This is a genomic window from Candidatus Protochlamydia sp. R18 (assembly GCF_000648255.1).
GTDB lineage: Bacteria > Chlamydiota > Chlamydiia > Chlamydiales > Parachlamydiaceae > Protochlamydia > Protochlamydia amoebophila.
The window spans coordinates 1-25,608 of sequence record NZ_BASL01000717.1; the positions used below are offsets into that span (position 1 = coordinate 1).

The 25,608-nt window shown below is 34.4% G+C and carries 27 protein-coding genes and 1 pseudogene; 7 read left to right on the forward strand and 21 right to left on the reverse strand.

Annotated features, from left to right (window positions below; translation table 11 throughout):
* The 18 genes and pseudogenes from TY19_RS06950 to TY19_RS07035 all read right to left on the reverse strand — a co-directional run.
* Positions 1–568, reverse strand: a pseudogene (locus TY19_RS06950) (IS1 family transposase); the annotation flags it as partial.
* Between the two features lie 189 nt (positions 569–757).
* Positions 758–1,201 (reverse strand): ATP synthase F1 subunit epsilon, encoded by a 444-nt coding sequence (gene atpC / locus TY19_RS06955; RefSeq protein ID WP_042281301.1) that lies wholly within the window; start codon positions 1,199–1,201, stop codon positions 758–760.
* 17 nt (positions 1,202–1,218) lie between these two features.
* The gene (gene atpD / locus TY19_RS06960; RefSeq protein ID WP_042281303.1) at positions 1,219–2,613 is read right to left on the reverse strand and encodes a F0F1 ATP synthase subunit beta; all 1,395 of its coding nucleotides are present in this window, start codon (positions 2,611–2,613) and stop codon (positions 1,219–1,221) included.
* Between the two features lie 111 nt (positions 2,614–2,724).
* A complete protein-coding gene (gene atpG, locus TY19_RS06965) occupies positions 2,725–3,582 on the reverse strand; it encodes an ATP synthase F1 subunit gamma (protein ID WP_039358566.1) in 858 nt (285 codons plus the stop codon).
* Positions 3,583–3,599: 17 nt separating this feature from the next.
* On the reverse strand, positions 3,600–5,126 hold the full coding sequence (gene atpA, locus TY19_RS06970; RefSeq protein ID WP_042281306.1) for a F0F1 ATP synthase subunit alpha: 1,527 nt from the start codon (positions 5,124–5,126) through the stop codon (positions 3,600–3,602).
* An 8-nt stretch (positions 5,127–5,134) separates the two neighbouring features.
* A complete protein-coding gene (gene atpH, locus TY19_RS06975) occupies positions 5,135–5,680 on the reverse strand; it encodes an ATP synthase F1 subunit delta (RefSeq protein ID WP_042281309.1) in 546 nt (181 codons plus the stop codon).
* Positions 5,677–6,159, reverse strand: coding sequence for a F0F1 ATP synthase subunit B (gene atpF, locus TY19_RS06980; RefSeq protein WP_042281312.1), 483 nt, complete (start codon positions 6,157–6,159; stop codon positions 5,677–5,679). Before atpF ends, atpH begins: the two co-directional genes overlap by 4 nt.
* A gap of 7 nt (positions 6,160–6,166) precedes the next feature.
* Entirely contained in the window at positions 6,167–6,400 is a 234-nt protein-coding gene (gene atpE / locus TY19_RS06985) for an ATP synthase F0 subunit C (RefSeq protein WP_039358578.1), read from the reverse strand.
* A 154-nt stretch (positions 6,401–6,554) separates the two neighbouring features.
* Entirely contained in the window at positions 6,555–7,370 is an 816-nt protein-coding gene (gene atpB, locus TY19_RS06990; RefSeq protein WP_042281313.1) for a F0F1 ATP synthase subunit A, read from the reverse strand.
* Positions 7,367–7,756, reverse strand: coding sequence for a hypothetical protein (locus TY19_RS06995; protein WP_042281314.1), 390 nt, complete (start codon positions 7,754–7,756; stop codon positions 7,367–7,369). Before TY19_RS06995 ends, atpB begins: the two co-directional genes overlap by 4 nt.
* Complete coding sequence (locus TY19_RS07000) at positions 7,746–7,922, reverse strand: AtpZ/AtpI family protein (RefSeq protein WP_079979262.1); 177 nt, start codon at positions 7,920–7,922, stop codon at positions 7,746–7,748. Before TY19_RS07000 ends, TY19_RS06995 begins: the two co-directional genes overlap by 11 nt.
* A gap of 104 nt (positions 7,923–8,026) precedes the next feature.
* Positions 8,027–8,449: an ATP synthase subunit C gene (locus TY19_RS07005; protein ID WP_011176222.1), complete on the reverse strand. Its 423-nt coding sequence runs from the start codon at positions 8,447–8,449 to the stop codon at positions 8,027–8,029.
* 17 nt (positions 8,450–8,466) lie between these two features.
* Positions 8,467–10,383 (reverse strand): V-type ATP synthase subunit I, encoded by a 1,917-nt coding sequence (locus tag TY19_RS07010; RefSeq protein WP_042281317.1) that lies wholly within the window; start codon positions 10,381–10,383, stop codon positions 8,467–8,469.
* On the reverse strand, positions 10,376–11,023 hold the full coding sequence (locus TY19_RS07015) for a V-type ATP synthase subunit D (protein WP_011176224.1): 648 nt from the start codon (positions 11,021–11,023) through the stop codon (positions 10,376–10,378). The genes TY19_RS07010 and TY19_RS07015 overlap by 8 nt, the downstream gene beginning before the upstream one ends.
* A 14-nt stretch (positions 11,024–11,037) precedes the next feature.
* The gene (locus tag TY19_RS07020; RefSeq protein ID WP_042281318.1) at positions 11,038–12,354 is read right to left on the reverse strand and encodes a V-type ATP synthase subunit B; all 1,317 of its coding nucleotides are present in this window, start codon (positions 12,352–12,354) and stop codon (positions 11,038–11,040) included.
* A gap of 17 nt (positions 12,355–12,371) precedes the next feature.
* Complete coding sequence (locus TY19_RS07025) at positions 12,372–14,153, reverse strand: V-type ATP synthase subunit A (RefSeq protein ID WP_042281319.1); 1,782 nt, start codon at positions 14,151–14,153, stop codon at positions 12,372–12,374.
* A 1-nt stretch (position 14,154) separates the two neighbouring features.
* Positions 14,155–14,934 carry a DUF2764 family protein gene (locus TY19_RS07030; RefSeq protein ID WP_042281321.1) on the reverse strand — a complete coding sequence of 260 codons (780 nt, stop codon included), beginning with the start codon at positions 14,932–14,934 and terminating at the stop codon, positions 14,155–14,157.
* A 13-nt stretch (positions 14,935–14,947) separates the two neighbouring features.
* The gene (locus TY19_RS07035) at positions 14,948–15,574 is read right to left on the reverse strand and encodes a V-type ATP synthase subunit E (protein WP_011176228.1); all 627 of its coding nucleotides are present in this window, start codon (positions 15,572–15,574) and stop codon (positions 14,948–14,950) included.
* 616 nt (positions 15,575–16,190) lie between these two features.
* Here TY19_RS07035 and TY19_RS14185 point away from each other — a divergent pair.
* The 5 genes from TY19_RS14185 to TY19_RS07060 all read left to right on the forward strand — a co-directional run bounded on the left by TY19_RS14185 (position 16,191) and on the right by TY19_RS07060 (position 19,168).
* The gene (locus tag TY19_RS14185; RefSeq protein WP_148300649.1) at positions 16,191–17,006 is read left to right on the forward strand and encodes a hypothetical protein; all 816 of its coding nucleotides are present in this window, start codon (positions 16,191–16,193) and stop codon (positions 17,004–17,006) included.
* Positions 17,007–17,047: 41 nt separating this feature from the next.
* A complete protein-coding gene (locus TY19_RS07045) occupies positions 17,048–17,341 on the forward strand; it encodes a hypothetical protein (protein WP_102035402.1) in 294 nt (97 codons plus the stop codon).
* Complete coding sequence (locus tag TY19_RS07050; RefSeq protein WP_042281322.1) at positions 17,338–17,847, forward strand: hypothetical protein; 510 nt, start codon at positions 17,338–17,340, stop codon at positions 17,845–17,847. Before TY19_RS07045 ends, TY19_RS07050 begins: the two co-directional genes overlap by 4 nt.
* Positions 17,848–18,356: 509 nt before the next feature.
* The gene (locus TY19_RS07055) at positions 18,357–18,722 is read left to right on the forward strand and encodes a hypothetical protein (protein ID WP_042281323.1); all 366 of its coding nucleotides are present in this window, start codon (positions 18,357–18,359) and stop codon (positions 18,720–18,722) included.
* 200 nt (positions 18,723–18,922) lie between these two features.
* The gene (locus TY19_RS07060) at positions 18,923–19,168 is read left to right on the forward strand and encodes a hypothetical protein (protein WP_148300651.1); all 246 of its coding nucleotides are present in this window, start codon (positions 18,923–18,925) and stop codon (positions 19,166–19,168) included.
* 42 nt (positions 19,169–19,210) lie between these two features.
* Here the strand turns inward: TY19_RS07060 and TY19_RS07065 are convergent, their stop codons facing one another.
* Positions 19,211–21,088 (reverse strand): hypothetical protein, encoded by a 1,878-nt coding sequence (locus TY19_RS07065; protein ID WP_042281326.1) that lies wholly within the window; start codon positions 21,086–21,088, stop codon positions 19,211–19,213.
* 256 nt (positions 21,089–21,344) lie between these two features.
* Here TY19_RS07065 and TY19_RS07070 point away from each other — a divergent pair, with 256 nt between their 5' ends.
* Together TY19_RS07070 and tal are read left to right on the forward strand one after the other, a co-directional pair.
* Positions 21,345–21,737: a hypothetical protein gene (locus TY19_RS07070; RefSeq protein WP_011176235.1), complete on the forward strand. Its 393-nt coding sequence runs from the start codon at positions 21,345–21,347 to the stop codon at positions 21,735–21,737.
* Positions 21,738–21,757: 20 nt separating this feature from the next.
* Positions 21,758–22,726 (forward strand): transaldolase, encoded by a 969-nt coding sequence (gene tal / locus TY19_RS07075; protein WP_042281327.1) that lies wholly within the window; start codon positions 21,758–21,760, stop codon positions 22,724–22,726.
* 228 nt (positions 22,727–22,954) lie between these two features.
* Here tal and TY19_RS07080 read toward each other — a convergent pair whose 3' ends face one another.
* Positions 22,955–24,202 carry a hypothetical protein gene (locus TY19_RS07080; RefSeq protein ID WP_148300652.1) on the reverse strand — a complete coding sequence of 416 codons (1,248 nt, stop codon included), beginning with the start codon at positions 24,200–24,202 and terminating at the stop codon, positions 22,955–22,957.
* A gap of 65 nt (positions 24,203–24,267) precedes the next feature.
* Entirely contained in the window at positions 24,268–25,209 is a 942-nt protein-coding gene (locus TY19_RS07085; protein WP_052354843.1) for a hypothetical protein, read from the reverse strand.
* Positions 25,210–25,608 lie beyond the last annotated feature (399 nt).

The window sequence follows — 25,608 nt, forward strand, 5'->3', positions numbered from 1 at the left end:
CCAGATTGCTTGCTAACTGGTTGATGTTGACTCCAAGGAATGGTTTCATAATAGACATTAAATTTATCAGTGAAATAGAGGGCTTTTTTTTTAATGATTCGGGTAGTTTTGCAAAAAGAAGCTCAGCGGTTTTTTTATCTCGAGGACCCACTTGCATAGCAAGCACTTGACGACTTTTTTTATGCAAGATGAGCCATAACCACTGATCATTTTTCTTATTTCCTACAAAACTCCATCGCTCATCTACTTCAAGTTTAGCCACTTCCAATTCATCTTTCTCACAACATGTGACTTGTGCATTTAAATCCTCAGGCAAATCATTGATAATGAAATTAATAAAATCTAGCAGCCATGGCATGCTTACATCAAAAATTCTACAAATTCCATTAAGAGATACCCTTTCTAAAAGAGCTTTTCTGACAAGTTCCTTTGTTTGTTCGTTAATGATTTTAGCTTCATTGTTTTCGCTCCACTGTTTGCCACACTCTAAACAGCGAAAATTTTGCTTTTCATGTCTTGTATAACCATTCTTCTTTATCAAATCTGAGCCGCAGTGCGTACATTTCATTGCTCTTCTCCGCTTGAATTAGAATAATTAATCTATCAAATTATCAAATTAGATCAGTTTATTGAAATAGCCTTACCTATTTAGCACTACCAAAAAGTTTTTACTAAAGATTTATTAAATATAATTGCAAAAAGTTTGAATTACAAAATTGGCTTTAAATTTCTTACTAGTGCTTGTTTGCAAAGAAAATTAAATTAATAATGCTTTGAGAGGTATGTAATTAACTTGTGGATGAATTTCTAAAAACAATTTAATACGATTTTTTGCTCTATTCAAGGAACGTTTTGCACGTTCTTTATCCACGTGATTATCAGCCCTTTCCAAACGCATTTTAGCACGTTCATAAGACTGCTTCGCCCTTTCGACATCAATTTCTTGAACGGATTCAATTGCATCAGCAATGATTGTTGCACTGTTATGAGAAACCTCAATAAATCCAGTTGTTATGCCGAAATAAAGCTTTTGATGATCTTTATTGATAATTGTCAATTTCCCTGGCTGCAACAAGGCGATTACAGTAGCATGATGTGCCAGCACTTCGAAGTATCCAACAGCACCTGGTACATTCACAGAATAAACGTCTTCATTAAAGACATTTTTTTCAGAAGTTAAAATGGATAATGGATAAAGCATCTGTAATCACCCTAACCTTATTTCATTTGCTCAGCTTTTTCGAAAACTTCTTCAATTGTTCCCACCATATAAAAAGCTTGCTCAGGAATATTATCCATTTCTCCTTCTACAATCATTTTGAATCCTTTGATAGTATCGGGTAATTTAACAAAACGTCCTTTTTTTCCTGTAAACGTTTCGGCAACAAAAAATGGTTGCGATAAAAATTTTTGAATGCGACGAGCCCGAGAAACTGTTAACTGATCTTCTTCAGATAATTCATCAATTCCCAAAATTGCAATGATGTCTTGCAAATCTTTATAACGCTGCAAAACTTTTTGCACCTGTCTAGCGACCTGATAATGCTCTTCACCTAAAACGTGAGGGTCTAAAATCCGCGAACTTGAATTTAAAGGGTCTACAGCTGGATAAATGCCCAGTTCCGCAATTTGACGCGAGAGAGTTGTTGCAGCATCTAAATGGGGAAAAATACTAGCTGGTGCTGGATCTGTATAATCATCTGCTGGAACATAAATCGCTTGGACTGAGGTAATAGAACCGTGCTTTGTCGAAGTGATTCTTTCTTGTAAACTTCCAATTTCACTTGCTAAAGTTGGTTGATAACCGACAGCGGACGGCATTCTACCCAGCAACGCAGAAACTTCTGATCCTGCTTGAACAAAACGGAAAATATTATCAATGAATAAAAGGACATTTTGATGCTCTTGGTCTCTAAAATGCTCTGCCATCGTTAATCCTGTTAAACCTACTCGCATTCTCGCCCCAGGAGGTTCGTTCATCTGGCCAAATACGAGACTAGTCTTAGAAAGAATACCGGACTCTTTCATTTCTAACCATAAATCATTTCCTTCTCTTGTTCTTTCCCCGATTCCGCAAAAAACAGAATAGCCTCCATGATGGGTGGCAATGTTGTGAATTAATTCCATTACAATGACTGATTTACCAACTCCTGCCCCTCCAAACAACCCAACTTTCCCTCCTTTTGTATAGGGACAAAGAAGGTCAATAACCTTAATTCCTGTTTCAAAAATGACTCCCTGTGTATCTTGCTCTTCGAAAGTGGGGGAAACTTTGTGAATAGGAGAAATTTCAGCGTTTTCGATAGCTCCCATTTCGTCGATCGGTTGACCTAGGACATTAAGGAGTCGACCAAGTGTTGGACTTCCCACAGGAATAGAAATAGGAGCTTCAGTATCAACGGCTTGGGCTTCTCTTACCAAACCATCTGTAGATGACAGGGCAATACAACGAACTTGGTTATCTCCTAAGTGCATTGCAACTTCCGCAATCAGTTCTCGTTGATCTTTGGGATCAATGATTTTAATCGCATTTAAAATGTTTGGAAGCTGCCCAGGAGGAAACTCGATATCTAATGTGGGACCTACAATCTGTTTGACTTTTCCTACCGCCATCATTTGCCTTTTATTTTTATTTGAGCCTTTTCTATTGAGTTTCTTCAATGATTCGAAAAATTCACAAAGGAAATCGCTATATTGTCTCGTTTACTATTCTTTTACTATTCTTTACTTTAATCCTTCTGCTCCAGAAGTGATTTCTAACATCTCTTTAGTGATACCTGCTTGTCTTACTTTATTACGAACCAAAGTTAATTTTTCAATCATATCATCCGCATTTGATGTGGCTGCCTTCATCGCAAAGATGCGTGCAGCTAATTCTGAAGCATAAGATTCATTTAAAATTGACTGGAATTTAGTCATACAATAATTAAATAAGATTGCTCCATAAATCTGCTTAGGATTTGGCTCAAAAATATAATCTACGGGGGATTTTTCAGATTTGGGAGAGATTTGCTGAATATTTAAAAATTTCTCAACCATGACTTTACGAGTCATCATTGTCACATAATGCGTATAAACAAGCCAAATTTCATCCAATTCTCCAATTAAAAACCAGCTCATCAATTGATTTGCAAAAGTTTTTATTTGATGTGACGTTAGTTTTTCTCCCCATTCACCAAATTCAAATCGAATGTTCCAAGGTCGTTTTTTATAATAGTCTGTTGCTTTTTTGCCGACTAAAATTAGCTCAACTTGCTCTTGAGTATATGTTTTCAGAAATTTATTAGCGGCTGAGAAAATATCTTTATTATAAGGTCCCGATAATCCCATATCAGCTGCTACAATTACAACACCAACTTTCTTAACTTCACGCTGCTCTAACAGAGGGTGTTTAATATCTTGTGTTATTTGACTCAAACGATCTAAAATTTCAGAAAGTTTAACGACGTACGGCTTAGCTTGTTTAACTTTTATTTGAACTTGGTGCAAACGAGAAGCAGCCACCATTTCCATTGCTTTGGTCAACTGCTGAATGTTCTGAATGGACTGTAAACGCTTACGAATTTCTCTTAAACTAGCCATCTTTGATTATTCCCCATCTATATTTGATAGCGTAACTTAAAATCAGATTTAAATTTCGTCACAGCTTCGTTTAATTGCTCCATCGTTTTCTGATCTAAGTCAAGGCTTTGTTCAATCGAATTAGAAATATGAGGATGATTTTCATCCATGAATAGATAAAATTCATTTTCAAAATTTTTGATAAAAGGGAGAGGAACATCATCCAAAAATCCCTTCGTTCCTATAAAAATAATCATCACTTGTTTGGATAATGAAATAGGTTTGAATTTGTCTTGCTTTAAAACTTCTATCATTCTTTCACCACGGACAAGCTGAGCTTGCGTTGTTTTGTCCATTTCAGAACCAAATTGAGCAAACGCAGCTAACTCACGATATTGAGCTAAATCTAAACGTAGACTTGCTGCAACTTTTTTCATGGCTTTCGATTGAGCCTTTCCACCAACTCTAGAAGCTGAAATTCCCACATTAATAGCTGGACGCACACCTGCGTAAAAAAGATCAGACTCTAAATAAATTTGGCCATCTGTAATAGAAATAACGTTTGTAGGGATATAGGTCGTCACGTCATTCGCTTGAGTTTCAATGACAGGTACCGCTGTCAAAGATCCCCCACCTAATTCAGTGCTTAATTTAGCGGATCTTTCAAGTAAACGAGAATGTAAATAAAAAATATCTCCCGGATAGGCTTCACGGCCAGGAGGTCTTCTTAAAAGAAGAGCTATTTCTCGATAAGCTTGTGCATGTTTAGAAAGGTCATCATAAAAGCAGATCACATGCTTACCATTGTACATGAAATGCTCACCTAATGCCGTTGCTGAATAGGGAGCGACGTACTGTAACGCTGCGGGATCAGAAGCTGTGGCAGCTACAATTATCGTATATTTCATTGCATCATGTTCTTCTAGGATTTTGACAACTTGAGCAATTGTAGAAGATTTTTGCCCAATCGCTACATAAATACAATAAACTCCCGTATTTTTTTGATTAATGATCGTATCAAGAATAACAGTCGTTTTTCCTGTTTGTCTATCTCCAATGATTAATTCTCTTTGGCCGCGTCCAATAGGGATCATAGAATCAATGGCCTTAATTTCTGTTTGAACGGGTTCATTCACAGGTTTTCTTTGCACAACTCCTGGTGCTGAACTTTCGATTGCTCTAAATTCTTTTGTCTCAATTGCTCCTTTCCCGTCAATTGGTTGTCCCAAAGCATTAATGACACGCCCTAGCATTCCCTCACCGACAGGAACTGAAGCTATTTTTCCTGTTCTTTTGACGATGTCTTGTTCACGAATATTTCGATCGGAACCTAAAATGATGACTCCCACATTATCGATTTCAAGATTCAAAACAATTCCTAATGTTCCATCAGGAAATTCAACAAGTTCTGACATCATCACATCGTCAAGACCCCAGACGCGCGCAATTCCATCTCCTACATACAAAACACGCCCAGCAGATTCAAATTTTAAGGAGAGATCTTCATGATATTTTTCAATTTCTTGTTGAATGACCCAAGATACTTCTTCAGGATTTAAACGCATTCTCTCTCCTAGACCTTAGCCGTTAATAAGCTAACTTTTAGTTTTGCAAGTCTTTTCTTCACACTGTTATCAAAAATTTGATGATCCATGATCAGAATCATTCCTCCAACTATATCTGGATTGACAACATTTTGAATTTCAACTTCTTTCTGATAAGTTTTTTGTAGTTTTATTCGAACTTTTTCTTGAAGCGTGTCACTCACGGAAACAGCAGTTAACAAGCAAACTTCTAAAATTCCCAACCGTTTTTTAGCTAAGCGATGATATTCTTTTCTGATATCCACAATGTATTTAAAACGATTTTTTTCAATTAACACGAACAGAAAATTTAAAATAATTTCATCTAAACGATCTTTAAACAATCGTTGAAGGATACTTTTTTTTGTTAAAGTACTGAGGTGAGGATCAAATAATAATTCTTTTAGCTTAGGAATGGTTTCCAATATCCCCACAAATTCTTCTAAAGCCATCAAATGGCTTTTGATTTGTTCTGGATTTGTTGCAATATCTACTAAAGCTTTTGAATATCTTAAAGAAACACCTTTAGCTATCATCGGATTTCAACTTGCTCTACAGCTTCTTCAACTAATTTTTGATGTTTACTTATATCCACTTTTTCATGAATAAGCTTTTCTGTAATAGCGAAGGAGATATTAAGGACATCTTTTTTCAATTGCTCTTTAGCTTGAGCTAACTCTAGCTTCATTTCCTCCTGAGCATTATTCAAAAGAGAAGTTACTTTTTGGCGAGTTTCTTGCTCAATATCATGAGCAATATCTCTCCCTTTAACAACGGCTTCTTGAATTCTCCGACGAGCTTCAGCATCAATATCATGTAACTTAGCTTTATACTCTTCAGAAAGCTTTGTCACTTCTTCTTTTTGATTTTCGATTTTATCAAATTCTGATTGAATCAGTTGCTTTCGCTCTTCTATTAAATTAAGAAGGCGTTTCCAAACGAACTTTTTTAAAACCCCTAGCATAATTAAAAAAGCGATGATTTGAGTTAAGATTTGCTCAATTTCAAAATTCATAATTAAATTATGCCATTTTTTCTAAAACAACGAAGAACACAATTAAAGCATAAATTGTTAGGGCTTCAATCAAAGCAGCGCCAATAATCATTGTCGTCAAAATTTTACCAGATGCTTCAGGTTGACGACCTATAGCTTCCATTGCACTACTCACAGCACGACCAAGACCAAGACCTGATCCTAATGCTGCAAGGCCGACTGCAAATGGAGCAGAGAGAGCTAATGCTGTTCCAATACTCATTGTTTTCCTCTTTCTTATTTTAATGTAAATGCTTTTCAGAGCTGGATTTCGTGCTAAATGCATGAGTTTAGCAACGATTAAATATATGCATAAAAAGAAGGTATTTACTTTTTTGCTATCACGAACTTTAACTATCCAATTAATAGCAAAAAAATCAGTTTTTTTCACCTTCTTTGTGCATAGATAATAAAATATAGACCGTACTTAATAAAGTAAAGACTAAAGCTTGCATAAAGCTTGTAAGTAAGCCCAGAAACATAAAAGGAAGTTGCAAAGGAATGCCTACAAATGTCTCAACAGAAGAAATCATGACAACTCCCATTAAAGCAAATGTTCCTATTAAGATATCTTCTCCAAGCACGTTTCCAAATAAACGTAGAGCAAGAGTAAGGGGGCGAGAAATCTGTGAAATGATTTCCAAAGAAAACATCAAAGGAGCAAGAAGCCACTCTAGCATACTTTTGGGCGAGCCAGCCAAATGATATAAAAAACCAAAAATTCCCATATTTCGTATATTCAAAAATTGAACTAAACAGAATACACAAATCGCCAAAGCTGCGGTAATATTCAAACTAGACGAAGGTGCTTTCATTAAAGGAACCATTCCAAATATATTCATAGTAAAAATGTAGATAAATAGCGTTCCTAAAAACGGAATGTAAGCTTTTCCTTCAGGACCTAATACTTCTAATATTAAATAACTAAATTTCTCCACTGCGATTTCTAATAGATTCTGAAATTTTGATGGGATAATTTCTTTTTTTCGTGCACCTAAATAGGCCACTAAAGAAATGAGACTGGCAACGAGAATGGCAAAAATGATATTTTCCCAACGATGTAAACATTGTGCCCAAGTTGTATGTTGAAAACGGTGATAGAGCACGGAAATAAAATTAGGTAATTCTGGTATTCGATTTTCAATCGGTTCGTGAGCATTAGCAAGCCAGAATAAATATTGCCCCATAATCATGCTGACGATCCTACTTTTTCTTTTACTTTTTCAAAAATTATTTTAGCAATTCCCAATATAAAAATTGCAATAAAGAGAAGCGAAAACCCACTCATCAAACTAATGACAGAAAAAAATTGAGTTTTTATTAACCAATACCCTGTTAAATAAATTAATGGAAATTTAATTCCTATCCAAGTGTAAAATTTTAATACATTTAGTGAGGTTAATTTTAAATATTCTTCTAATAACATTTTAAGAAAGTAGATATTCAGACAAGCCCAACATGCTCCGCTTAAAATACCGAGACTAGTGCTTAAATCTATGTAACAGTAAACAAAAAGACTAGCTAAAATCGCTAAAAATAACGTCATCTTAATGAGTCGAAAAATAAAATTAATCTCCATCACCAAACCGCTTAATCATTCGATATAATTCTCTGAAACCAGCTACAAAACCTAAGCATAGTCCGATATAGGTTAAATAAGGAGTTGTTTCCAATTTTTGATCCAACCACCCCCCAATTAACCACCCAATAATAGGAGAAATAGCCAAAACGAAAGGGATTGTCATATAGACTCCGATTTGTGTCCACTTTGGCTTAATTTCATTCGAATCATTTTCTGAAATTTTTTTGTCTATCAGAAACACACTCCTCAGAAAGTTTTTTAGGTGAATTATATAATCAAAAGTGCAAAGACAAATGCAAATAATGCAAATGATTCAATAATTCCAATTGCAGCAAAACATTTACCATACACGGAGGGTTGTTTAAGAGAGGCTTGAATCCCTGTCGCGCAAACCTTGCCTTGATAAATAGAGGAAAGCCCAATTGCTAAACCAGAAAAAATCCCAATTGCAATAGCAGAAAAAGGAGATAGCGTTCCTGCTTGAATTGCACGGCTCATTTGCAACATAAGCAAAAATCCATAAATAACTTGAGAAGAAGGGGCTGCAGCCATTCCAATAAACTTACCATGCCCTTCTTCAGTCCGACTCATAGCTGCATGAGAAGCTGATCCTGCAATCCAACATCCAATACTGCATCCCATACTACTCAATCCTAGTGCCATTGCAGGGCCAACCATATTAATATCCATTGAAAACTCCTATTGATTTACTCGATTTTTAATAATTTAAGTGGTTGAAATTTTTTTCCTCCCCCCTCAAAAGAGTAGTGATACCACTCTAAAAAGTTAAGTCGCAATCCATGAATTACTCCTCCCATTGTTCCCAAAATCAAATTCACAAAATGGGCAATCATAACCAAAAAGAAAGAAGCTAATAAGGGTAATCCACTGGCAATTTCATTGACTGTCGCACCCACAACAGCTCCGGCCAGAGCTAAAGCATAAAGACGTAAATAAGATAAGACATCGGCAAAAACTTGAATTAAAACTGTGATTTCAAAAATTCCCGTCCACCCATTTTTCCAAATAGAGGTTATCCATGCAAAAGCAATACCCCCTATCATAAATTGTAAACCTATTTTTCCCCCTTCATTCAAATCCACATTTCCAATAAAATTAAGAAAACTTGGAGCTTGAAGGTGAGAAGGGAAATAAAGGTAAGCTCCAATCAGAAATGCGGCCCATCCTAAATTTGGAATGTTGCGCAATCCATAGCGCAACAACGATAGCAAAAGATGAACGACACCAATAAATAAAGCCAATTCAAACATAATTGTATCACTGATCATACTTAAAATAACTGGGCCTTTGCTTGGCTCCCAATCTGGAATAAACGAAACAAACTCATGAGCATCAGCATGATTTGCTAATGTAGGATATGCTTGAAGCCATTTTTGGTAAGTACTATCCTGATGAGCAATGTGATAAGCAATTTTTTCCTTTGATAACCATTGTACGAGAGAAATTTTACGTATGGGATTATTGATATCGATTTGCATCCCAAAAAACGAGGTCATCAAAGTCCCCCACACAATACATCCTACACATAAAATAGTAAAAAGATTCAGTAAACGTTTACTTAAACCTTTCAAATCAGGATATTTGTAACGAAGAAAAAGTGCTAAAGCTAAATAAATAAATCCGTAACCTGCATCACCGATAATAAAAGCAAAAAAGAGCGTAAAACACCAAAGAACCCAATTTGAAGGATCATGATCTGAAGGTGACGGTGTATCATAAATATTAACTAAATCTTCTCCCAATCTACTAAAACCACTATTTTCTAAATAAGTAGGAATAACATCTGAGGCTTCAATTGCCACTTCATCAATATAGACATTTAAAGCTTTCGTGACTTTTTCTATTTGATCAACTTTGTTCGCCGGCACCCATCCCTCAACAGCGAATAGTAAACCATCCATCGTTTGTTGAACATAGGTCTGTGCGTGATTAAGATGATGACTATTGAGTTTATCTACTAGGGCATGATGCAAAAATTCATTGTATTTTGCTAACTCTTTAAGCTGATGATCAATTCGTCTTCTTTCTGAATTTGCTTCAATTAATTGTTGATTTAAATTTTGCAAAGATCGATCGATCTTAATTTCAATGAGTTTGTCATAAGAAACTGACTGTTCGTTAATAGCAAAGTAATAATCCAAACCTTGGTTTGAAGAGATATAAATCAATTCATCAGGCGGATCTTGTTCTTTAAACGCACTAGAGCGTGCAACAAAAAATTGAATTTTTCGTTTACCTTCATTTTCAATGAAATAAATATCTTCTAAAGAAAAATTCCCAAAAATTTCAATCCGTGACATTTCTAATCTTAATACACGTATTTCTTCTTGTTTTTTCTCACTTTTTTTACATAGCGAAAGAATATTTTCTACTATCGCGTTTGAGTTTAAGGGTTGATAATTTTCCTCTTGTTCAACGAAAGGTAAGCCACGCAAAATTTTTATTGCAGTAGTCAATTTTTCTACAGCTTCAGGTATATCGCGGTTTGAAGTTTGGCAAGGATCAATAAAGTGAATAAACCCAAGTTTTTGAGCTTGTTGAAAAAAAGATTTTTTTTCATCTGCTAATCCAAGAAATAAGAATTTTTTAACATCTTTACGCATGTTTGAACTCCTTTTTGGAAAGAGTCAAAAGAAAAGCTTTCTTATTCGCTTCAATTTTTGTTTTAGCAACTTTTGCTCGAGAAACAGCAGCTAATTGCTGATCCCCTAAAAATACTTTAATTATACGAATATTCTCAATCGCTCGAGGAATCAAAATTTTCTCAAATAAATTCACTCTAATCGAGACTTCACGGAGTTCGCGCTCTAAAGCTTGTTTTTGCTCTGTCGTAATCTTAATTTGCTCTCGTAATTCAACTAAAGAACGTAGACCTAAAACGGCTGCATCAATCCACGGAGATGTTTCAAATAAGCTATATGTGAAAGCTTCAAATTCGATTCCCTCAAAATAAGGAATTTCTACCCCTGCAATATTTTCATACCTTTTAAAAACTGTTTTCAATTGTATAGCTTGCATCGGATCAATTGTCGTTTTGATCGCTAAAAGCGAACTGAACATGTTAACTGCGTCTTGTTTTTTCCCCATTAAGTCTTCGAGGCGATGAATTTCAATGCGTGTTTCCTGAATAACCGACTGAAGCATAGCTTTTTTAAGCTGTAAAGTTGGCAAATACTTTTCTAATTGTACAAGTTGCATTTGTTGGTCACGCAACTCATTTTTTGTTAATTTGACATCAGCCACAAATCACCCCTCAATCACTTACTTATTTGAGCAATTTCTGGCCAATATTTAGAAATAACACTTTCCTTAATTCCAACTTCGCTTGCTTGAAAGCACTCTGCTAACGTTTCCCATCCAAGATCTAAAGCTTTTTCTAAAGTATAATTTACTTCTAAATTCATCATCCTTTCTTCAAATAAATAAGAATAAGTAAGAAGCTTTTCATCCCACTTAGAAAGTTTAAAACCCATAGCTTGCCGCTCTCTTGCTTTTTTGGATTCAGCATACAAACGAATCATCGCATTGGCTAAATCACCATGATCATCTCGAGTGACTTTCCCAATCACAAGTTGTTTCAAACGAGATAAAGATCCAAAAGGATCTATTTTACCATGGTGTAAATAAAACTGTCCTTCAGTGATGTAACCTGTATTATCAGGAACTGGATGAGTCACATCATCTCCGGGCATTGTAGTTACCCCAATAACTGTAATTGAACCGCTATCTTCGATAGAGACTGCTTTTTCGTATCGAGATGCCAAATCAGAATATAAAGAACCTGGATAACCTCGATTGGAAGGGACTTGGTCCATCGTAATTGCTATTTCTTTAATTGCATCTGCAAAAGCAGTCATATCTGTTAATAACACTAAAACATTTTTACCATCTGTTGCAAAACGTTCAGCGCAAGCAAGAGCCATATCTGGTACAAGTAAGCATTCAACAGCTGGGTCAGTTGCTCGATGAATAAACATCACAGTTTTATTAATTGTTCCGGCTGATTCAGCATTTTCAATAAAAGCTTGATATTCTTTAAAGGTTAATCCCATCCCACCAATTATGACGACATCTGCATCAGTTTGATTCGCAATACGCATAAGAAGAGCATTATATGGCTCCCCAGGAACTGAAAAAATGGGAATTTTTTGAGATTTGACTAGGCAATTGAAAACATCAATCATAGGAATATTTGTTCGGACCATATCTCTTGGAACAATTCTCTTAACAGGATTAAAAGAAGTTGATCCAATATCAATTGACTCTCCTATAACCTGAGGTCCTCCGTCAATAGGTAACCCAGATCCACTTAAACGCCTTCCAAGTAAAGTGTCTCCGTAAACTGCTTGCATTTGTCGATTTAAAAAAGTGACTTGATCACTAGTTGAAATTCCACGAGTCGTCTGAAACACTTGTAAGGTTACTTGATCTCCGTCGATACGGAGTACGGAAGCATAAATATTTCTTCCATCTTTTAAATCTATACGTGCTAGTTCACCGAGACTAACTCCTTCAGCTGTTATCGTAATAAGGTTCCCACGCATATTATTGATTCGATCATAAACAATTTTCATATGATGGTATCCTTTAATTATTTCCGAGATTGTTGTTCGATAATGCTTTTAATTTCTGCAAATACCTTTCGGTATTGTTCAGTATCAAAAGGAATAAAATTCATGTTTTTAATACGATTTTGTAAATCTAAGAAAAATTCACGAGCTTGATCATGTGTATGAAAATCGAAAGTTGTGTCAAAAATTTGATTAATTAATTGAAACAAAGCTATTTGCCTTTTTAACGGGCAATAAGCATCTTCTTTGTCAAAAGCATTTTGCTGTAAATAACTAAAATCATAAAGCTCAGCTTTGAGATAAGTAAGCATATCTTCCATCGATATTCCCTCTTCTCCCACCACTTCCATTCGCTTTCCAATTTCATTTCCATTAAATAAAATATGCCGAGCTCGCTTAACCATTTGATCCCATCCATCAACTTGATGGCTAAGTTCATTTCCAACTGTGTCAACATACTTAGACCAAGATAATAATGGATCTATTGCCGGGTAACGTCTTGAATCAGAACGAGCCCTTGATAGCCCAAGGAAAGCACCTACCACTGATAAAGTTGCTTGCGTTACAGGTTCCTCGAAGTTTCCTCCTGCAGGTGAAACTGCTCCTCCGATCGTAATAGAGCCTGGTTTACCATGACGAAGAGAGACCACACCAGAGCGCTCATAAAACTCTGCTATTCGGGAAGATAAATAAGCGGGAAAAGCTTCCTCTCCTGGAATTTCTTCTAATCGTCCGGACATTTCACGCAAAGCCTGAGCCCATCTGGAAGTTGAATCAGCTAAAACTAGAACATCCAACCCCATCTGTCTATAATACTCAGCTATGGTAATACCCATATAAATAGATGACTCTCGAGCGGCAACAGGCATAGATGAAGTGTTGCAAATAATCACTGTTCTCTTCATTAGTGCTTCGTCAGTATGGGGATCAATCAAATGCGGAAACTCTCTTAATACTTCAACAACTTCTCCTGCACGTTCTCCACAAGCTACAAATAAAACAATGTCCACTGCCGCATATTTCGAAAGATGATGCTGCAAAACAGTTTTACCAGCTCCAAATGGCCCAGGAGTACAAAAGGTACCCCCTTTCATTAAAGGAAATTGTGTATCTATAATCCTTTCGCCGGTATCCATCATCTTAGTCGGCTTAATTTTTTCTCCATGGATAAGGGCATTTTTGACAGGCCATTTTTGAACCATGGTAAAAGAATGTTCTTGGCCGGATTCATCTATAGCTTTGGCAACAACTGTATCAACAGTGTAAGAACCTGAATTTATTACCCATGTTAAGCGATATTTTCCATATAATGAGAATGGAATCATAATAAAGTGATGAAAACGACCCTCTTTTGTCGAACCAATCCGATCTCCTCTGAAAAGAACATCCCCAACCTTAGCAGAAGATTCAAAATCCCATTTCCTTTGACGATCCAGCGCAGATAAATAAATTCCTTTTGGTAAAAAGAGGCCAGCTTGATCAGCAACATCCACTAAAGGATTTTGCAGACCATCAAAAATCGAACTTAAAAGACCCGGGCCTAATTCAGCTTCTAACAAATCTCCTGTAAAACTAACTAAGCTATCTAAACGAACTCCTTTTGTATCTTCAAATACTTGAATTTTAGCTTGATTACCAAGAATTTCAATTACTTCCGATTTTAGTTGAAGGTTGTCCACATGAACCATAGCCACTTCACCTTGTCGAATATTTCCTTCAAATGTAACTTGAAGTAAGTTTCCAAAAGCTTTAACAACTTTTCCTTGGGCTTTTTTTTCTTTTCTAGTCTCTAACGTTTTCATGCTATGTTTCCCTCACAATCCTATCGATGATTTCTTTTCCCTTCTGTTTGTCTAATTCAAACCATTTTTCAAGGATGACAAGCTGTATCGTATAAGCTAAAATTCGATCGATCGAAAATTTGTCATTTTCTTCTACCGTTTTCTCAATATATTCAATACGGTATTGATCCAAAGCTTTCTCTAAATCAAATGGATGATCAGCAAAATTCTCAAAAATTTCTCTCAAATTCAGAAATTTTTCTGGCAATTCAAAACTTCTCGCATCTTTTTGAGCAAGTAATTGAGCAATCAAGTTCTCTTCGGGATCTTCGTATTGCAGTTCGATACTCAAATCTCTTCCTAACTTTTTAGCACGATATCCTGTCCACACCAATCTCAGTTCTCTTTCAAACCTGAAATAGTTTTTTAAAAAAAGATTTTTTTCTGATCCAGCTTTTTGAAAAAATTTTGCTAATAAAAATGAAAAATGATGAATTCGTTCTTTTTTACTCTCATATTTAAGCATAAAATCATAAACATAAGAGGGCAATCCAACTTGAGTTGCTAAAGCTTCACTAAGTTCCAATGAGTTTAATTCTCCTCGTGGATCTAAAGGTTCGCCTAACCAATAAGAGCGTAAATTTAGAATATCGTAATAATGCCTAATGAGTTGAATTTTTTGATAATCTTTTGTAGAAAGATTATCCTTTAGCAATCTCTCAAGTTCTTCAAATGTTATCTCAGGAGGGGCATCGAACGAGAGTGGCGAAAGTGAAACTCCAACGTAATAATAATTAGCCATGAATAAAACCACCTCACTGGCTAAAAATTAACTGTCGAAAATCTTTTCTAACGTAATTGGCAAGAAGTTCTTTAATCGTTTGATCGCTTAAATCCACGGTCATTTTTTTACCATGCAATTTTATTTGAGCTCCTCCAGCAAATTGACCAATCTCTAAGGGTTTTCTTTTTAATTTTTTTCGCACACCATCTAAAAGCAGTGCACTCACATCATCTGCGGAAACAGCACGAGGAATAACAGCGGTTAAGTCCGTGTTTAATCCGTCTCTATCGATGGCTTTTACTATACCATTGATTAGCTCCGCTATTAATTTAGGATCCGAAAGCTGTTTTTCTAAAACACTTTGCAACTCTTCATTAAATAAATGATATTCGATTTCTTGTTTGAGAGATTCAATAGTTTGTTTTGAAGCCTGTTGCAAAGAAGAATGAAAAACATTTCGCTCTTGTTCGATCTGCCCTTTAGCTTGTTTAATATACTGCTCAGCGTGCTGCTCAGCGTTAGCGATAATTTCTTTGGCTCGCAAATGAGCAGCTTCAATAATTTTTCGAGCCTCTTCCTGCGCAGGTTCAATTGTTTGATGTCTTATTTTATCACAAATTCGTTGAATTTTTTCTTGTCCTTGCTCAAGTGATTTCATTTGCCAACCAGAAAATTAATAATTTAGATTTTAATATTTATGCACCAAACCTGTAGATAAGCACGTAAACATAAACGGATCAATAAACAAACTTTGCTTATTTCTTAAAAAAGAAGTTCTCAAAAAAGAAATTTTTTTTAAAGATTCGTCAATTTGTGCAAATTTTTCGCCGGTTTGGTTTCAACTAACTAAAATAAACAGAGTTGCTATCCCTGGTTACTCTAGCGGATTAGAGATGTAATTTTCAAGCGTTTTATCGAATAATTATTCAGAAGTTCGTTTTTGTCTATTTTAAGAAATAGCTTATGAAAACAAATGCATAAGGGAAAATTAAAAATAGAGATTAAATTAAGATGCATTACTATTAGAGAAATAAAAAAACAAAGGTTGGCTGCCTATTCTACCCAACAAGACAAAACTGAATTTATAGTCATGTTTAGTTTAAATTTACTTGTCTGATTGTTTTTCTAAACCACTACTTAAAAATTTCTTCACATGTAAAACCTGAGTCATTATATTGATTTACTCTGACAAAGTTGATTTCAAGTTGGTTCAAATTAAATTGACTGCATAAACATTTGTTAGTTGCTTTCTATTTTTCAAGTTATGGGGGATCATGAAAAAATTAGCATTTTTTGTTTTATGTCTAAGCTGTTTGTTAGCAAAAGGATCTATTTTATCTGCAACACCTTCTAATCTTTCTTCTTCGACAGAATCGATGGACAGTGGAATTGTTCTCTTTACACCCCCTTCTGGTTGGAGAATGGCTGACCCAAAAATACTCCCAGAAAGAGTCAAATTAATGGTCGTAGGGCAAGGTCCTTCTGCATTTCCCCCTTCCATGAATTTGAGTTTAGAACCTTATTCAGGATCGCTTAAACAATATCTTAAAAGTGTAAAAAACACTAATATGGCTCAGGGTTATCAATGGAAAGATTTAGGAACAATTCGTACAGAAGCAGGTAATGCCAGCTTATCTCAGGTTGATACTAAATCTGAATGGGGTAGTGTAAGACTTATGCATGTGATTCTTTTAAAAAATGGAGTCATTTACATTTTAACAGCCTCAGCATTGCAAGATGAGTTTTCTCAATTTTACAAAGATTTTTTCAACTCTATGCGTTCTTTGCGAGTTGCGAAAGAAGCATTTGAAATGATCGTTAATACACAGCAAAGAACTCAACTCAAAAATGCGGCACAAAAAGTCAAAAATCAGTGGGAAAAAGAACTCTCACAAAATATTAAAGATAATCCAAATGACACTTTAGAAAATATAAAAGAACAAACTTTTACAAGTAAAAATTTCCAAGCTAGTGTTTGGATACCTTTTAAGCACATGATTAACCAAAAATATAATGAGATGGGTGCTGAATGGCAATCACTTCTTTTGAAACAAGTCGAAGATGACCTTTTTGAAACATCCGTCAACTAAATTAAAACGATAACATTTAGATAATGATATCAGGAGGAAAAATGAATTTTTTAAATAAGTGGATCGTAATCATTACAGCCATTGCCATGACAGGTTTATCTAACCAACAATTAGAAGCTGTTACCTACGTTACAGATACCGGTGGATATGCGTATGATGAGTCAAGAACAGCTACTAATTTAGCTCCTGCAATTGCTCTTGGAACAGTAGCCATCGTTGGTATTATTGCTATTGCTGTGCAAAACTCTCATCATTCATCTTCATCCCATTCATCTTCATCCCATTCATCTTCTAGTAGCCATACAAATACAGGGTATTACAGCCATTCCCAATGATAAATTATTTTCATCTAGCGCAAAAAATCATGTTCTTTTGCGCTATTTTTAACCTCAGCTCTTGCTCACAAGCTTCTCGACAATGGCAATACCACCCAGTCTTGACTGACTCTCCTCGTTTTAATTTTGGAAGGTTATTTTTACCCGCAAATTCAGATCCTGCACGGCTCACAATGGAAATCGTGAAAGGAAGATCGGGGATTCGACTCTATTTAAATATCCTTTTTTTACAGGCCCCACCTTGTAAAGAAGACCCCACCCTTACAAAAGTTGACCTCTTTTTTGAAAATAAAATCATTTCCCTTTATCCTCAAATTCTTCAAGGGGGGCAAAAGTTACTTTTTTCCTCTAATGACACAAATTTCATCATTCAGACTTTATTAGATAATTTACCTTTTACAATTAAATTTGGAAGACATGAACTTTATATTCCCTTAGAAAATTTTTCTAAAAGTTATAATAAATTGATGTCCCTTACTGTTGAGACCTATCCTCCTACTTACTAGAAAAGATAATTTTTCAGAAAATTTAGAGTTTTTAAAGCCTATCTAATTAATCATCCTTTATTTTATGCTGAAGAATCGTTAAATAAAAAGATTGCTAAAATTTATTTTTTAATAGATAAAAGATCCGTAAAAACCTGAACAATAAAAAGACAAATTTATCAGTAGATCTTCTTTTTAGCCGCTTTTAGCAATACAATTTAAAAAAGATCTAAATGCTGGATGGTAAAAGTTTTTTAGTTGGAATTATTATAAATTTGAGTTTTAGATTTACTTTCTTGAAACCCAACGTCTCGGTAATTTATAAAAATTTGTTCAAAAAAATATGAATTTCTATTTTCAAGGACTAATTTTTTCATATATCAATGCGAATGATTCAAGAAGAATGATCCAAAATCTAGTTTATAAGCAGATTTCTGCCTTGATCATTTAATGACCCATTAACTCTAACCATTCAAGTTTTTATGAATTTGCCTATTTGTTTTGACTGGTAGGAAATATCTCAAATAAAAATGAAAAAAATGCCTTGTCATTTAAAGGGATGGATTATGCAAGTAGCTCGAAAATTTGTCACGTTAACTCTCTTTTTTGTCTTAGTGACACATTCCATATACGGACAGTCTCGTTATAACCAAGAATATGAATATGATGATGGCTGTGATTCAGCTTATGCACAAAGTAGCCGTACGGCTCATTGGTCTGCTTATGTACCCATCGTAGCACTTATTGCAGCCGGCATTATTTGGTCTATTGCTGATAAAGATCATAAAAGTTATAGCAGCCATGCCAGTTCAAGTAGTCAAGATGGTTTAGGACCACTAGACAGCAGTAGTTATAACTATTCTGGTTATTCGCTTGGAAGTGGCTACAGCCATTAGAATAATGGAAATTGTTGTTTTTGCTAAAAAAATGACAATTGATAAAAAAATTATTGCGATAATTTTATCTTTAGGTCATAACAGTGAAATGTAAAGCTTTAGAGACACCTCATTCGTTGTGAATGTACCAATTTTACACTGATGTTTTTCAGTCTCGGACGTGACACGTATCAAAAAGGAATAAAAACATGAAAAAATTATTGATGTTGACAACCGCAATGGCTATGTTAGTAGGTCAAGTGCAGGGTCAAGAATACTATGATGAAACTCAAGCATACGATGACAGCAATAGAGCATCTACAATGTCTGCTCTTCTTCCTATCGGTGCTTTAGTTGTTGCTGCAATCATCATTGCTACAACGGATCGCCACCACCATCATCACCGTGACAGTTCATGCGGCTCAAGCTCACACGCTCACGCTCATTTTAGCTCATCGTCTCTATAATGCTAAATATTCAATAGAGGGAAAGTGCCCCTCTATTGAATATTATCTCTTTCCTTCCCAGCTCATCTTTAGTTCAAACAATAAATTTTCAATCGATTCAAAATATTGTTCTATAAAAAGAAATTTATTGCGATATTGGCCATCTATATCCTTAATTTGTATATTAAATAGAAACTGTCCAAATAGATATCGATATTCTAAAAGCTGCTGTTTTAAGCGATCAATAGTTTCATCAAGGAATGGATTTAGCGATTTTTCTTTCTCTGTTCGTTGAACAATCGCTAAAAAATCTTGCAAATAAGTTTTTATATCATTGTTATCTAACTCCACCTCATAGGTATGAACATAGAATTCCCCTTTTTTCATCCAACCTTCAACTCGATCTATCAATAATTGAAATCGCTCTACTCGAAAGGCGTGGACTGGATCATGAGTAAACTCGCTTAAACCTTTATGCTGCCAATAAATTTCATGAAAAGCTGGAAAGCCATGTAAAACGTGATATTTCCAATCTTCACGCATCGCTTTAGCAAGGATGCCATCAAAATAACTGATGATTTCAAGGTGATCGCTTCCAATTTCATCACAAAGTTGCAATTGACCAATTAATTGCAAAGCTCGATTTTGCATCATAGAGCGAGAAATTAAAGGCTGCTCCATTTCATGTAAAAGCTTTTCAATTACCTCATGTGCTTTATTTTCCAATTGTTGTAGAGTCAGCTTATCGCGCTCAAATGCTTTAAAAAACTTTTCATATCCTTTATTTAGCTCATCTAAAAAATACATTAAATGCATAAGCTTTTTAGCTCTTATAGGCTCAGGACTAACAATCCATTCAGAAAATCCCCATCGAGAACCCACATATGGATCAGGATCCGTTTTAAGAAGAAAAGTTCGGTAATGTCCTATTGTTTCTAATAATTGTTGAATTTCATATTGATAGTGATAAACAGAATTTTTCAATTCCTCCGATTTCTCTTTAACAGAATCCTCATCTTTATCTAATTTTTTCCAAGCTAAACTACTATCAAAAAAAGCTTTTTTAAGGATTTTGTGATATTTTTTTAAAACATTTTCTATAGTGTCGAAATTGGCAATGTTTTTTAAAGATCGAATTGTTTCCTGGCTAAGTAAATCTTTTGGTTTGGAATTTTGCTCTAGTGTTTTTAACAATCGAAATACATCCACATACAAATTCTGCTCCGCAATACCTAATTGAGCAAATGCTTGAAATGTTTTCATTTTTTCTAAGTCAAATTCAATCTTGATACTAATTTGCATGTAGTTTTGATAGCATGTTTCAAAACCTTGATACTCTTTTTTTAAAAAAATTTCACTTTGATTTAAATTTTTAGCGATCTGGGGATCAACAAAAGATTGCCAACCTAACATCCAATGATTGAATAAAGTTAACTTTGCATTACTATATTGAAAATATTCTTTTAGAGGCTTTTCTAAGCGGCGAACTGCCCAAGCGAGATCTTCGATATAATGAATAAGGATATTTTTGATCGCATAAACAGCTTTAAAAATTGAATGATGCCATCGATCTACCCTGACTTGTTTAATTTGTTGAAAGAGTTCAACAACGCATCCTTCTAAAACCTCTGTAAATTCCCATAAAGCATGATTAATATGTTGACGAAATTTACGATCTTGATCTTGATAAACTCGTTGAGTGTCGTTTTTAACAAACGTTCTCACTTTTTTTGTAATTCCTTCTACCGCATCTGAAAGTTTAAGAATTCCTCCTTCTTGGGATAAAATAGGACTAAAAATTTCAAGATTAGTGGATGGAATAGCATTAAGAATTTGATAAGCTAGCCTTGTTTCCTTTTGATGTAAATACAGTTCTAATTGGTCAACTATCTTTTGATCTAAATCATTTAAACTATAAAAATCAAGAGAACGCCAAGCCATAAATTCTCCTAATGCACGATTTTGAATTTTTCAACCCTTGTATAAGCAAATTCCGCGAAGTATTCCCAAGAAATGCCCATTTATCTTTATTTTACCAAATTAGGTGATTTTCTAAAAAAACTTGACATAAACTTGAATTATTACATAAATATTTCATTATTAAATAATTAAAAAATTTAGTTAAAAAATGGAAAGCTATTGCTTAGACCATTTAAACCTGATAAGATAAATAAAAATCAGTAAGGTCTTAATTTTTATGCAAAAAGGACATCTTCTTCAATTTTGTTGCCAGACATGTCAACATCTCATTCAATTTTCGGTATTTGAATTAGAAAAGGCAGAACAAGGGAGAATCCCTTGTCATGAATGTGGAATAATTTATGACTTCAGTGATGAATCTTTGTTAAGGCAACTACGTAAGTTTGAAAAACTTTGTCGCCAAATACATCTTTCTGAAGAAATTTTATCTAACACTTCAGTCGGTATTTACCTCAATGATCGAGAAATCAAAATTCCTTATAAATTACTCCTAACTCGTTTGAATTCTACTTTGGATTTAACCGTGGGGGATCGCCCTTTAACGATTACATTTCGAATTGAACCAACTTTAGAAATGCCCTCTTTAGACACTTTTTCAAAAACACATTAAAGCTCAGGAAGGAGATCTTCATGGAAAAAAATAAATTAGATCAACTTAAAAGCATGACAACTATCGTCATCGATACAGGTGACATTGAAGCTATCAAGGAATACAGTCCAACTGACGCTACAACAAACCCATCACTGATCTTATCTGCTGTAGAAAAACCTGCCTACAAACCTTTGATGGAAGAAGCTTACCACTACAGCCAAAAAGCTAAATCTTCCGGGGAGCAAATTTCTTTATTCTTAGATAAATTATTTGTTAATGTCGGTTGTGAAATTTTAAAACTGATTCCAGGTCGTGTTTCAACAGAAGTGGATGCTCGTCTTTCTTTTGATGTAGAAGGAAGTATTCAAAAAGCACAATCTCTTATCGCCCTTTATAAAGAAATGGGCATAGAAAAAGAACGGATTCTTATTAAGCTGGCTTCCACGTGGGAAGGTGGCCTTGCGGCTAAACAATTAGAAAAAATGGGCATCCACTGCAACATGACACTTCTTTTTAGTATGCCACAAGCAATCCATTGTGCAGAAGCACAAGCCACTTTAATTTCCCCTTTTGTTGGACGCATTCTTGACTGGTATAAAAAACACGATAATGTTCCAGGTTATGCTCCTGCAGAAGATCCTGGTGTTAAATCTGTAACAACTATTTATCACTATTTCAAAAAATTTGGCTATAAAACGCAAATTATGGGAGCCAGCTTTCGTAATAAAGAAGAAATCTTAGAACTCGCTGGCTGTGATTTATTAACTATCTCACCTCACTTTTTACAAGAACTTCATGATGCAAGCGGAAATGTTGAACAAAAACTCGATGCAGCTAAATCTAAACAATTGAATATTGAACCTATCAAAATGAACGAAAAAGCATTTCGGCTCGCCCTTAATGATGATGCTATGGCTACTGAAAAACTTTCTGAAGGAATTCGTAATTTTGCTAAAGATGCGCAGAAGTTAGAAAAAATGCTTCGAACTACATACAAAATTGGTTAAAGAACTTTTTATGTCATCGTTAAGTATGTTTTACAAAATTTTACTTGACGATGCTTCTTACCTTACTTCATTCAATAAAAAAATCTTATTTATTACGAATACCCCTCAAGACAACTACAAGTAGGCTCTATTTTTTCTCTTTTCATATAAAAAGAGAAATCCGCATAAAAATTTATCTTACTATGATTCATGTTTGTAGCTTTTTCTAAAAAGACAAAAATCTTATTTTTAATTTATCTCATTTAATTTCAACTTTAATCTTTTAGCCGCGGAGACAAATCGATCTAATCTCGAACGATGACTAGAGCGATTTCGAATGATCAAAGGAGGCGTTAAAAGTAAGTTTGTTAACTTTTCATTATTTTCGATTAATTCGTTATATAGCATCCATAACACCATTAATGAGGGGCCACGATCCATTCCCTGCTTGCAAGTGATATTCATCGATGAAGGTTTCCACTTCTCTTGAAGAAAATTTAAAATAGCAAGATAGGTAATTTCAATAAAATCTTGCCTTTCTTGCCGATTCAAAAGATGGACGTTTTTAAATATGACAAAATGGACATGGTTTAAAATTTCCTGCAATGTTTCTTTCCAATTCCCAGGCTCTAAATGTTTTGACCAAAAATAATGGCTTTCGATTCCACACATTTTATTTAAAAAAATCTCTTTAAACTCTTCACTATCGAAAATTTCAGGATAATCAGATGCATATTGCCAATAAAAAGAGGAATTTTTATCAAGCGTGATGACTGATAAATTTTCTCTCCTATCTTCTAACCTCTCCAATGCTCTCGTCAAAGCTCCTTCTCTTCCTTTTCTTTTCATCAAATTCACATAGAAGTGATGAGGTTGATTTTGTAAAAAAAATAAGAATTCTGGTGAAATTTGAGGTATTGACCAAAAACCGCGTGATTGACAAATCGGTTGTCCTAGGCGAATTAACCTTGTCTCTTTAACCAAAGTAATAAAGGCAGGAAGATTTCCTTGGAGAAATTGATCTTCAAAAGGTGCTTCGTGCTGAATACTGCAAAATTGGGGATGTTTATGCAATTTTTTTTGAGTTTCTACTAAATAAGAATAAAGATCGCGTTGAGGAGGATTAATAAAATGATAAAGAAACGCTTCCATTTCTGATTGTAAATTAACATGTAAAAATAACCAATTGACAAAGTCTTCGAAAAATTTTTTAGAATTTTGTTCCTCTTCCCTGTCATGCCCAGAAAATTGGGCTAATTGCCTAATTATCCTTAGAAATAATTCATGAGAAGATCGAAGTTCCTCCGCTTTTTCAAAAGTTTTTTCAATCTCTTCCAAAAGTGATCGGATAGCTGTATTGTAGTTTGTTGCTGTTGCTTGTTGAACACGCTTATATAAAGGATGAGTTAGAACGTAATGTCTTAATTTGATTTTATATTGTTTATAGATAGAAGACTCAAAAACATTTTTAGATTCTTCTATGAATTTCGCTGGCAAATTGTACCAACCAATGAAAATGAAGCAGACAAATGTTAATCCGATCAATACTTTCTTCAGAATCATTATTCTACGCTACCTGCCGATTGAGAAAATGTGAATTTTCGATCTAAAATCACTGATAGTTTTTTTTCTAGGTGATCTATCAACTCTCGAGAGTATTGAGGATACTTAGAAGAAAACCATTTCTGAAGTTTTGAAGCTACTTTAACAATATTTTTTTGATAAAATTCTGGCTGTTTCATCCGCTCATCGACGATCAATTTCCCAACATCTAAGTGAAAAACTTTATTTTCTCGGCAACCGATGTTATGCATAATTCCATAATCTAAATCATAAATTCCTTTTTGATATTCAGAAAGATATAGACCTAAAACTTGGTCGACGCGTTGCTTTGCGATTGTTAAGTTACCTTGATTAAGAAGATAAGTTAAATCTTGGCTTAACATTTCACCTTTTTCTTGAAGAATGTAAGAAACAGTTTCTAAATTTACTTTTCTTTTTTGATTGCCTTTATCGACTAAAGTAATCCATTTAGAGAGGTTTGAGGGGTTGAGTTGAATGAATATTAACCCACTCTCTCGTTTAAGAAAATCGTAAGCTAGTTTATGTCCCTTCAAAACCCTCATCAATTTTTGCTTTTTTTTAGCAATATGTTTATCTCTATAATTTTTGAATGGATAGGAGTTGGGAAGTTTTTTTACTAAATAACTTGGCTTGAAGCGTTTAAATTTAAAAAATTTCAATACATATTTTTGATCTTCGCTAGAGAAAACATAAGATTGCCCACCTTCGCCTAAGTAAGAGAAAGATTGTTCTAGAATTTTATCAATCTTAGCAAGTTCTTTAGGAAACGCTGTGATTTCCCATTTAAATTCATAACGAGCATGTGAAGTGAGATTCCTGGAATCTAGTTCATCTTCTAAAATTAGAAAATAACTGATTAATCCTATAGAAGCAAAGGCTAGAATCCCCCAACCTAAGTTTTTAAATCTAAAAAATTTCATTTTATACCTTAAATCCAATAGAAATGATTCAAATTAAGGCCAAAGTCTATCAAACTGTTTTTCTTATATTTTTCTCAAAATGACTGCTGGATAAAAAAATGAAATTATTCAGCAATTAATGTTAAAATAATAATTATTAGGGTGTTTTTTGACAAATTAGAAGATGGATAAGTTTGATAAAAAGGGAAAAATGGAGGAGTTTTTTAACTTACGCAGAACGAAAGCTCATCCAACTAAAGGAAAATCTATTTTATATTTTTACAAACAATAAAATTAATAGCACTACCCTTAAAAAGGTTAAAAGAAATTTAGTTAATTCCCTTCTATAAATGAACTGAGAAAATAAATTTTAAGGATCAATATCCCACTTAGTTTAAACTTTTGCCTGCTTTTGAACTC

Excerpts from the sequence above, each read along its gene's own strand:
- atpC (WP_042281301.1), bottom strand. The coding sequence starts at position 1,201 with ATGCTTTATCCATTATCCATTTTAACTTCTGAAAAAAATGTCTTTAAT.
- atpD (WP_042281303.1), bottom strand. The coding sequence starts at position 2,613 with ATGGCGGTAGGAAAAGTCAAACAGATTGTAGGTCCCACATTAGATATC.
- atpG (WP_039358566.1), bottom strand. The coding sequence starts at position 3,582 with ATGGCTAGTTTAAGAGAAATTCGTAAGCGTTTACAGTCCATTCAGAAC.
- atpA (WP_042281306.1), bottom strand. The coding sequence starts at position 5,126 with ATGCGTTTAAATCCTGAAGAAGTATCTTGGGTCATTCAACAAGAAATT.
- atpH (WP_042281309.1), bottom strand. The coding sequence starts at position 5,680 with ATGATAGCTAAAGGTGTTTCTTTAAGATATTCAAAAGCTTTAGTAGAT.
- atpF (WP_042281312.1), bottom strand. The coding sequence starts at position 6,159 with ATGAATTTTGAAATTGAGCAAATCTTAACTCAAATCATCGCTTTTTTA.
- atpE (WP_039358578.1), bottom strand. The coding sequence starts at position 6,400 with ATGAGTATTGGAACAGCATTAGCTCTCTCTGCTCCATTTGCAGTCGGC.
- atpB (WP_042281313.1), bottom strand. The coding sequence starts at position 7,370 with ATGATTATGGGGCAATATTTATTCTGGCTTGCTAATGCTCACGAACCG.
- TY19_RS06995 (WP_042281314.1), bottom strand. The coding sequence starts at position 7,756 with ATGGAGATTAATTTTATTTTTCGACTCATTAAGATGACGTTATTTTTA.
- TY19_RS07000 (WP_079979262.1), bottom strand. The coding sequence starts at position 7,922 with ATGACAATCCCTTTCGTTTTGGCTATTTCTCCTATTATTGGGTGGTTA.
- TY19_RS07005 (WP_011176222.1), bottom strand. The coding sequence starts at position 8,449 with ATGGATATTAATATGGTTGGCCCTGCAATGGCACTAGGATTGAGTAGT.
- TY19_RS07010 (WP_042281317.1), bottom strand. The coding sequence starts at position 10,383 with ATGCGTAAAGATGTTAAAAAATTCTTATTTCTTGGATTAGCAGATGAA.
- TY19_RS07020 (WP_042281318.1), bottom strand. The coding sequence starts at position 12,354 with ATGAAAATTGTTTATGATCGAATCAATAATATGCGTGGGAACCTTATT.
- TY19_RS07025 (WP_042281319.1), bottom strand. The coding sequence starts at position 14,153 with ATGAAAACGTTAGAGACTAGAAAAGAAAAAAAAGCCCAAGGAAAAGTT.
- TY19_RS07030 (WP_042281321.1), bottom strand. The coding sequence starts at position 14,934 with ATGGCTAATTATTATTACGTTGGAGTTTCACTTTCGCCACTCTCGTTC.
- TY19_RS07035 (WP_011176228.1), bottom strand. The coding sequence starts at position 15,574 with ATGAAATCACTTGAGCAAGGACAAGAAAAAATTCAACGAATTTGTGAT.
- TY19_RS14185 (WP_148300649.1), top strand. The coding sequence starts at position 16,191 with ATGAAAAAATTAGCATTTTTTGTTTTATGTCTAAGCTGTTTGTTAGCA.
- TY19_RS07045 (WP_102035402.1), top strand. The coding sequence starts at position 17,048 with ATGAATTTTTTAAATAAGTGGATCGTAATCATTACAGCCATTGCCATG.
- TY19_RS07050 (WP_042281322.1), top strand. The coding sequence starts at position 17,338 with ATGATAAATTATTTTCATCTAGCGCAAAAAATCATGTTCTTTTGCGCT.
- TY19_RS07055 (WP_042281323.1), top strand. The coding sequence starts at position 18,357 with ATGAAAAAAATGCCTTGTCATTTAAAGGGATGGATTATGCAAGTAGCT.
- TY19_RS07065 (WP_042281326.1), bottom strand. The coding sequence starts at position 21,088 with ATGGCTTGGCGTTCTCTTGATTTTTATAGTTTAAATGATTTAGATCAA.
- TY19_RS07070 (WP_011176235.1), top strand. The coding sequence starts at position 21,345 with ATGCAAAAAGGACATCTTCTTCAATTTTGTTGCCAGACATGTCAACAT.
- tal (WP_042281327.1), top strand. The coding sequence starts at position 21,758 with ATGGAAAAAAATAAATTAGATCAACTTAAAAGCATGACAACTATCGTC.
- TY19_RS07085 (WP_052354843.1), bottom strand. The coding sequence starts at position 25,209 with ATGAAATTTTTTAGATTTAAAAACTTAGGTTGGGGGATTCTAGCCTTT.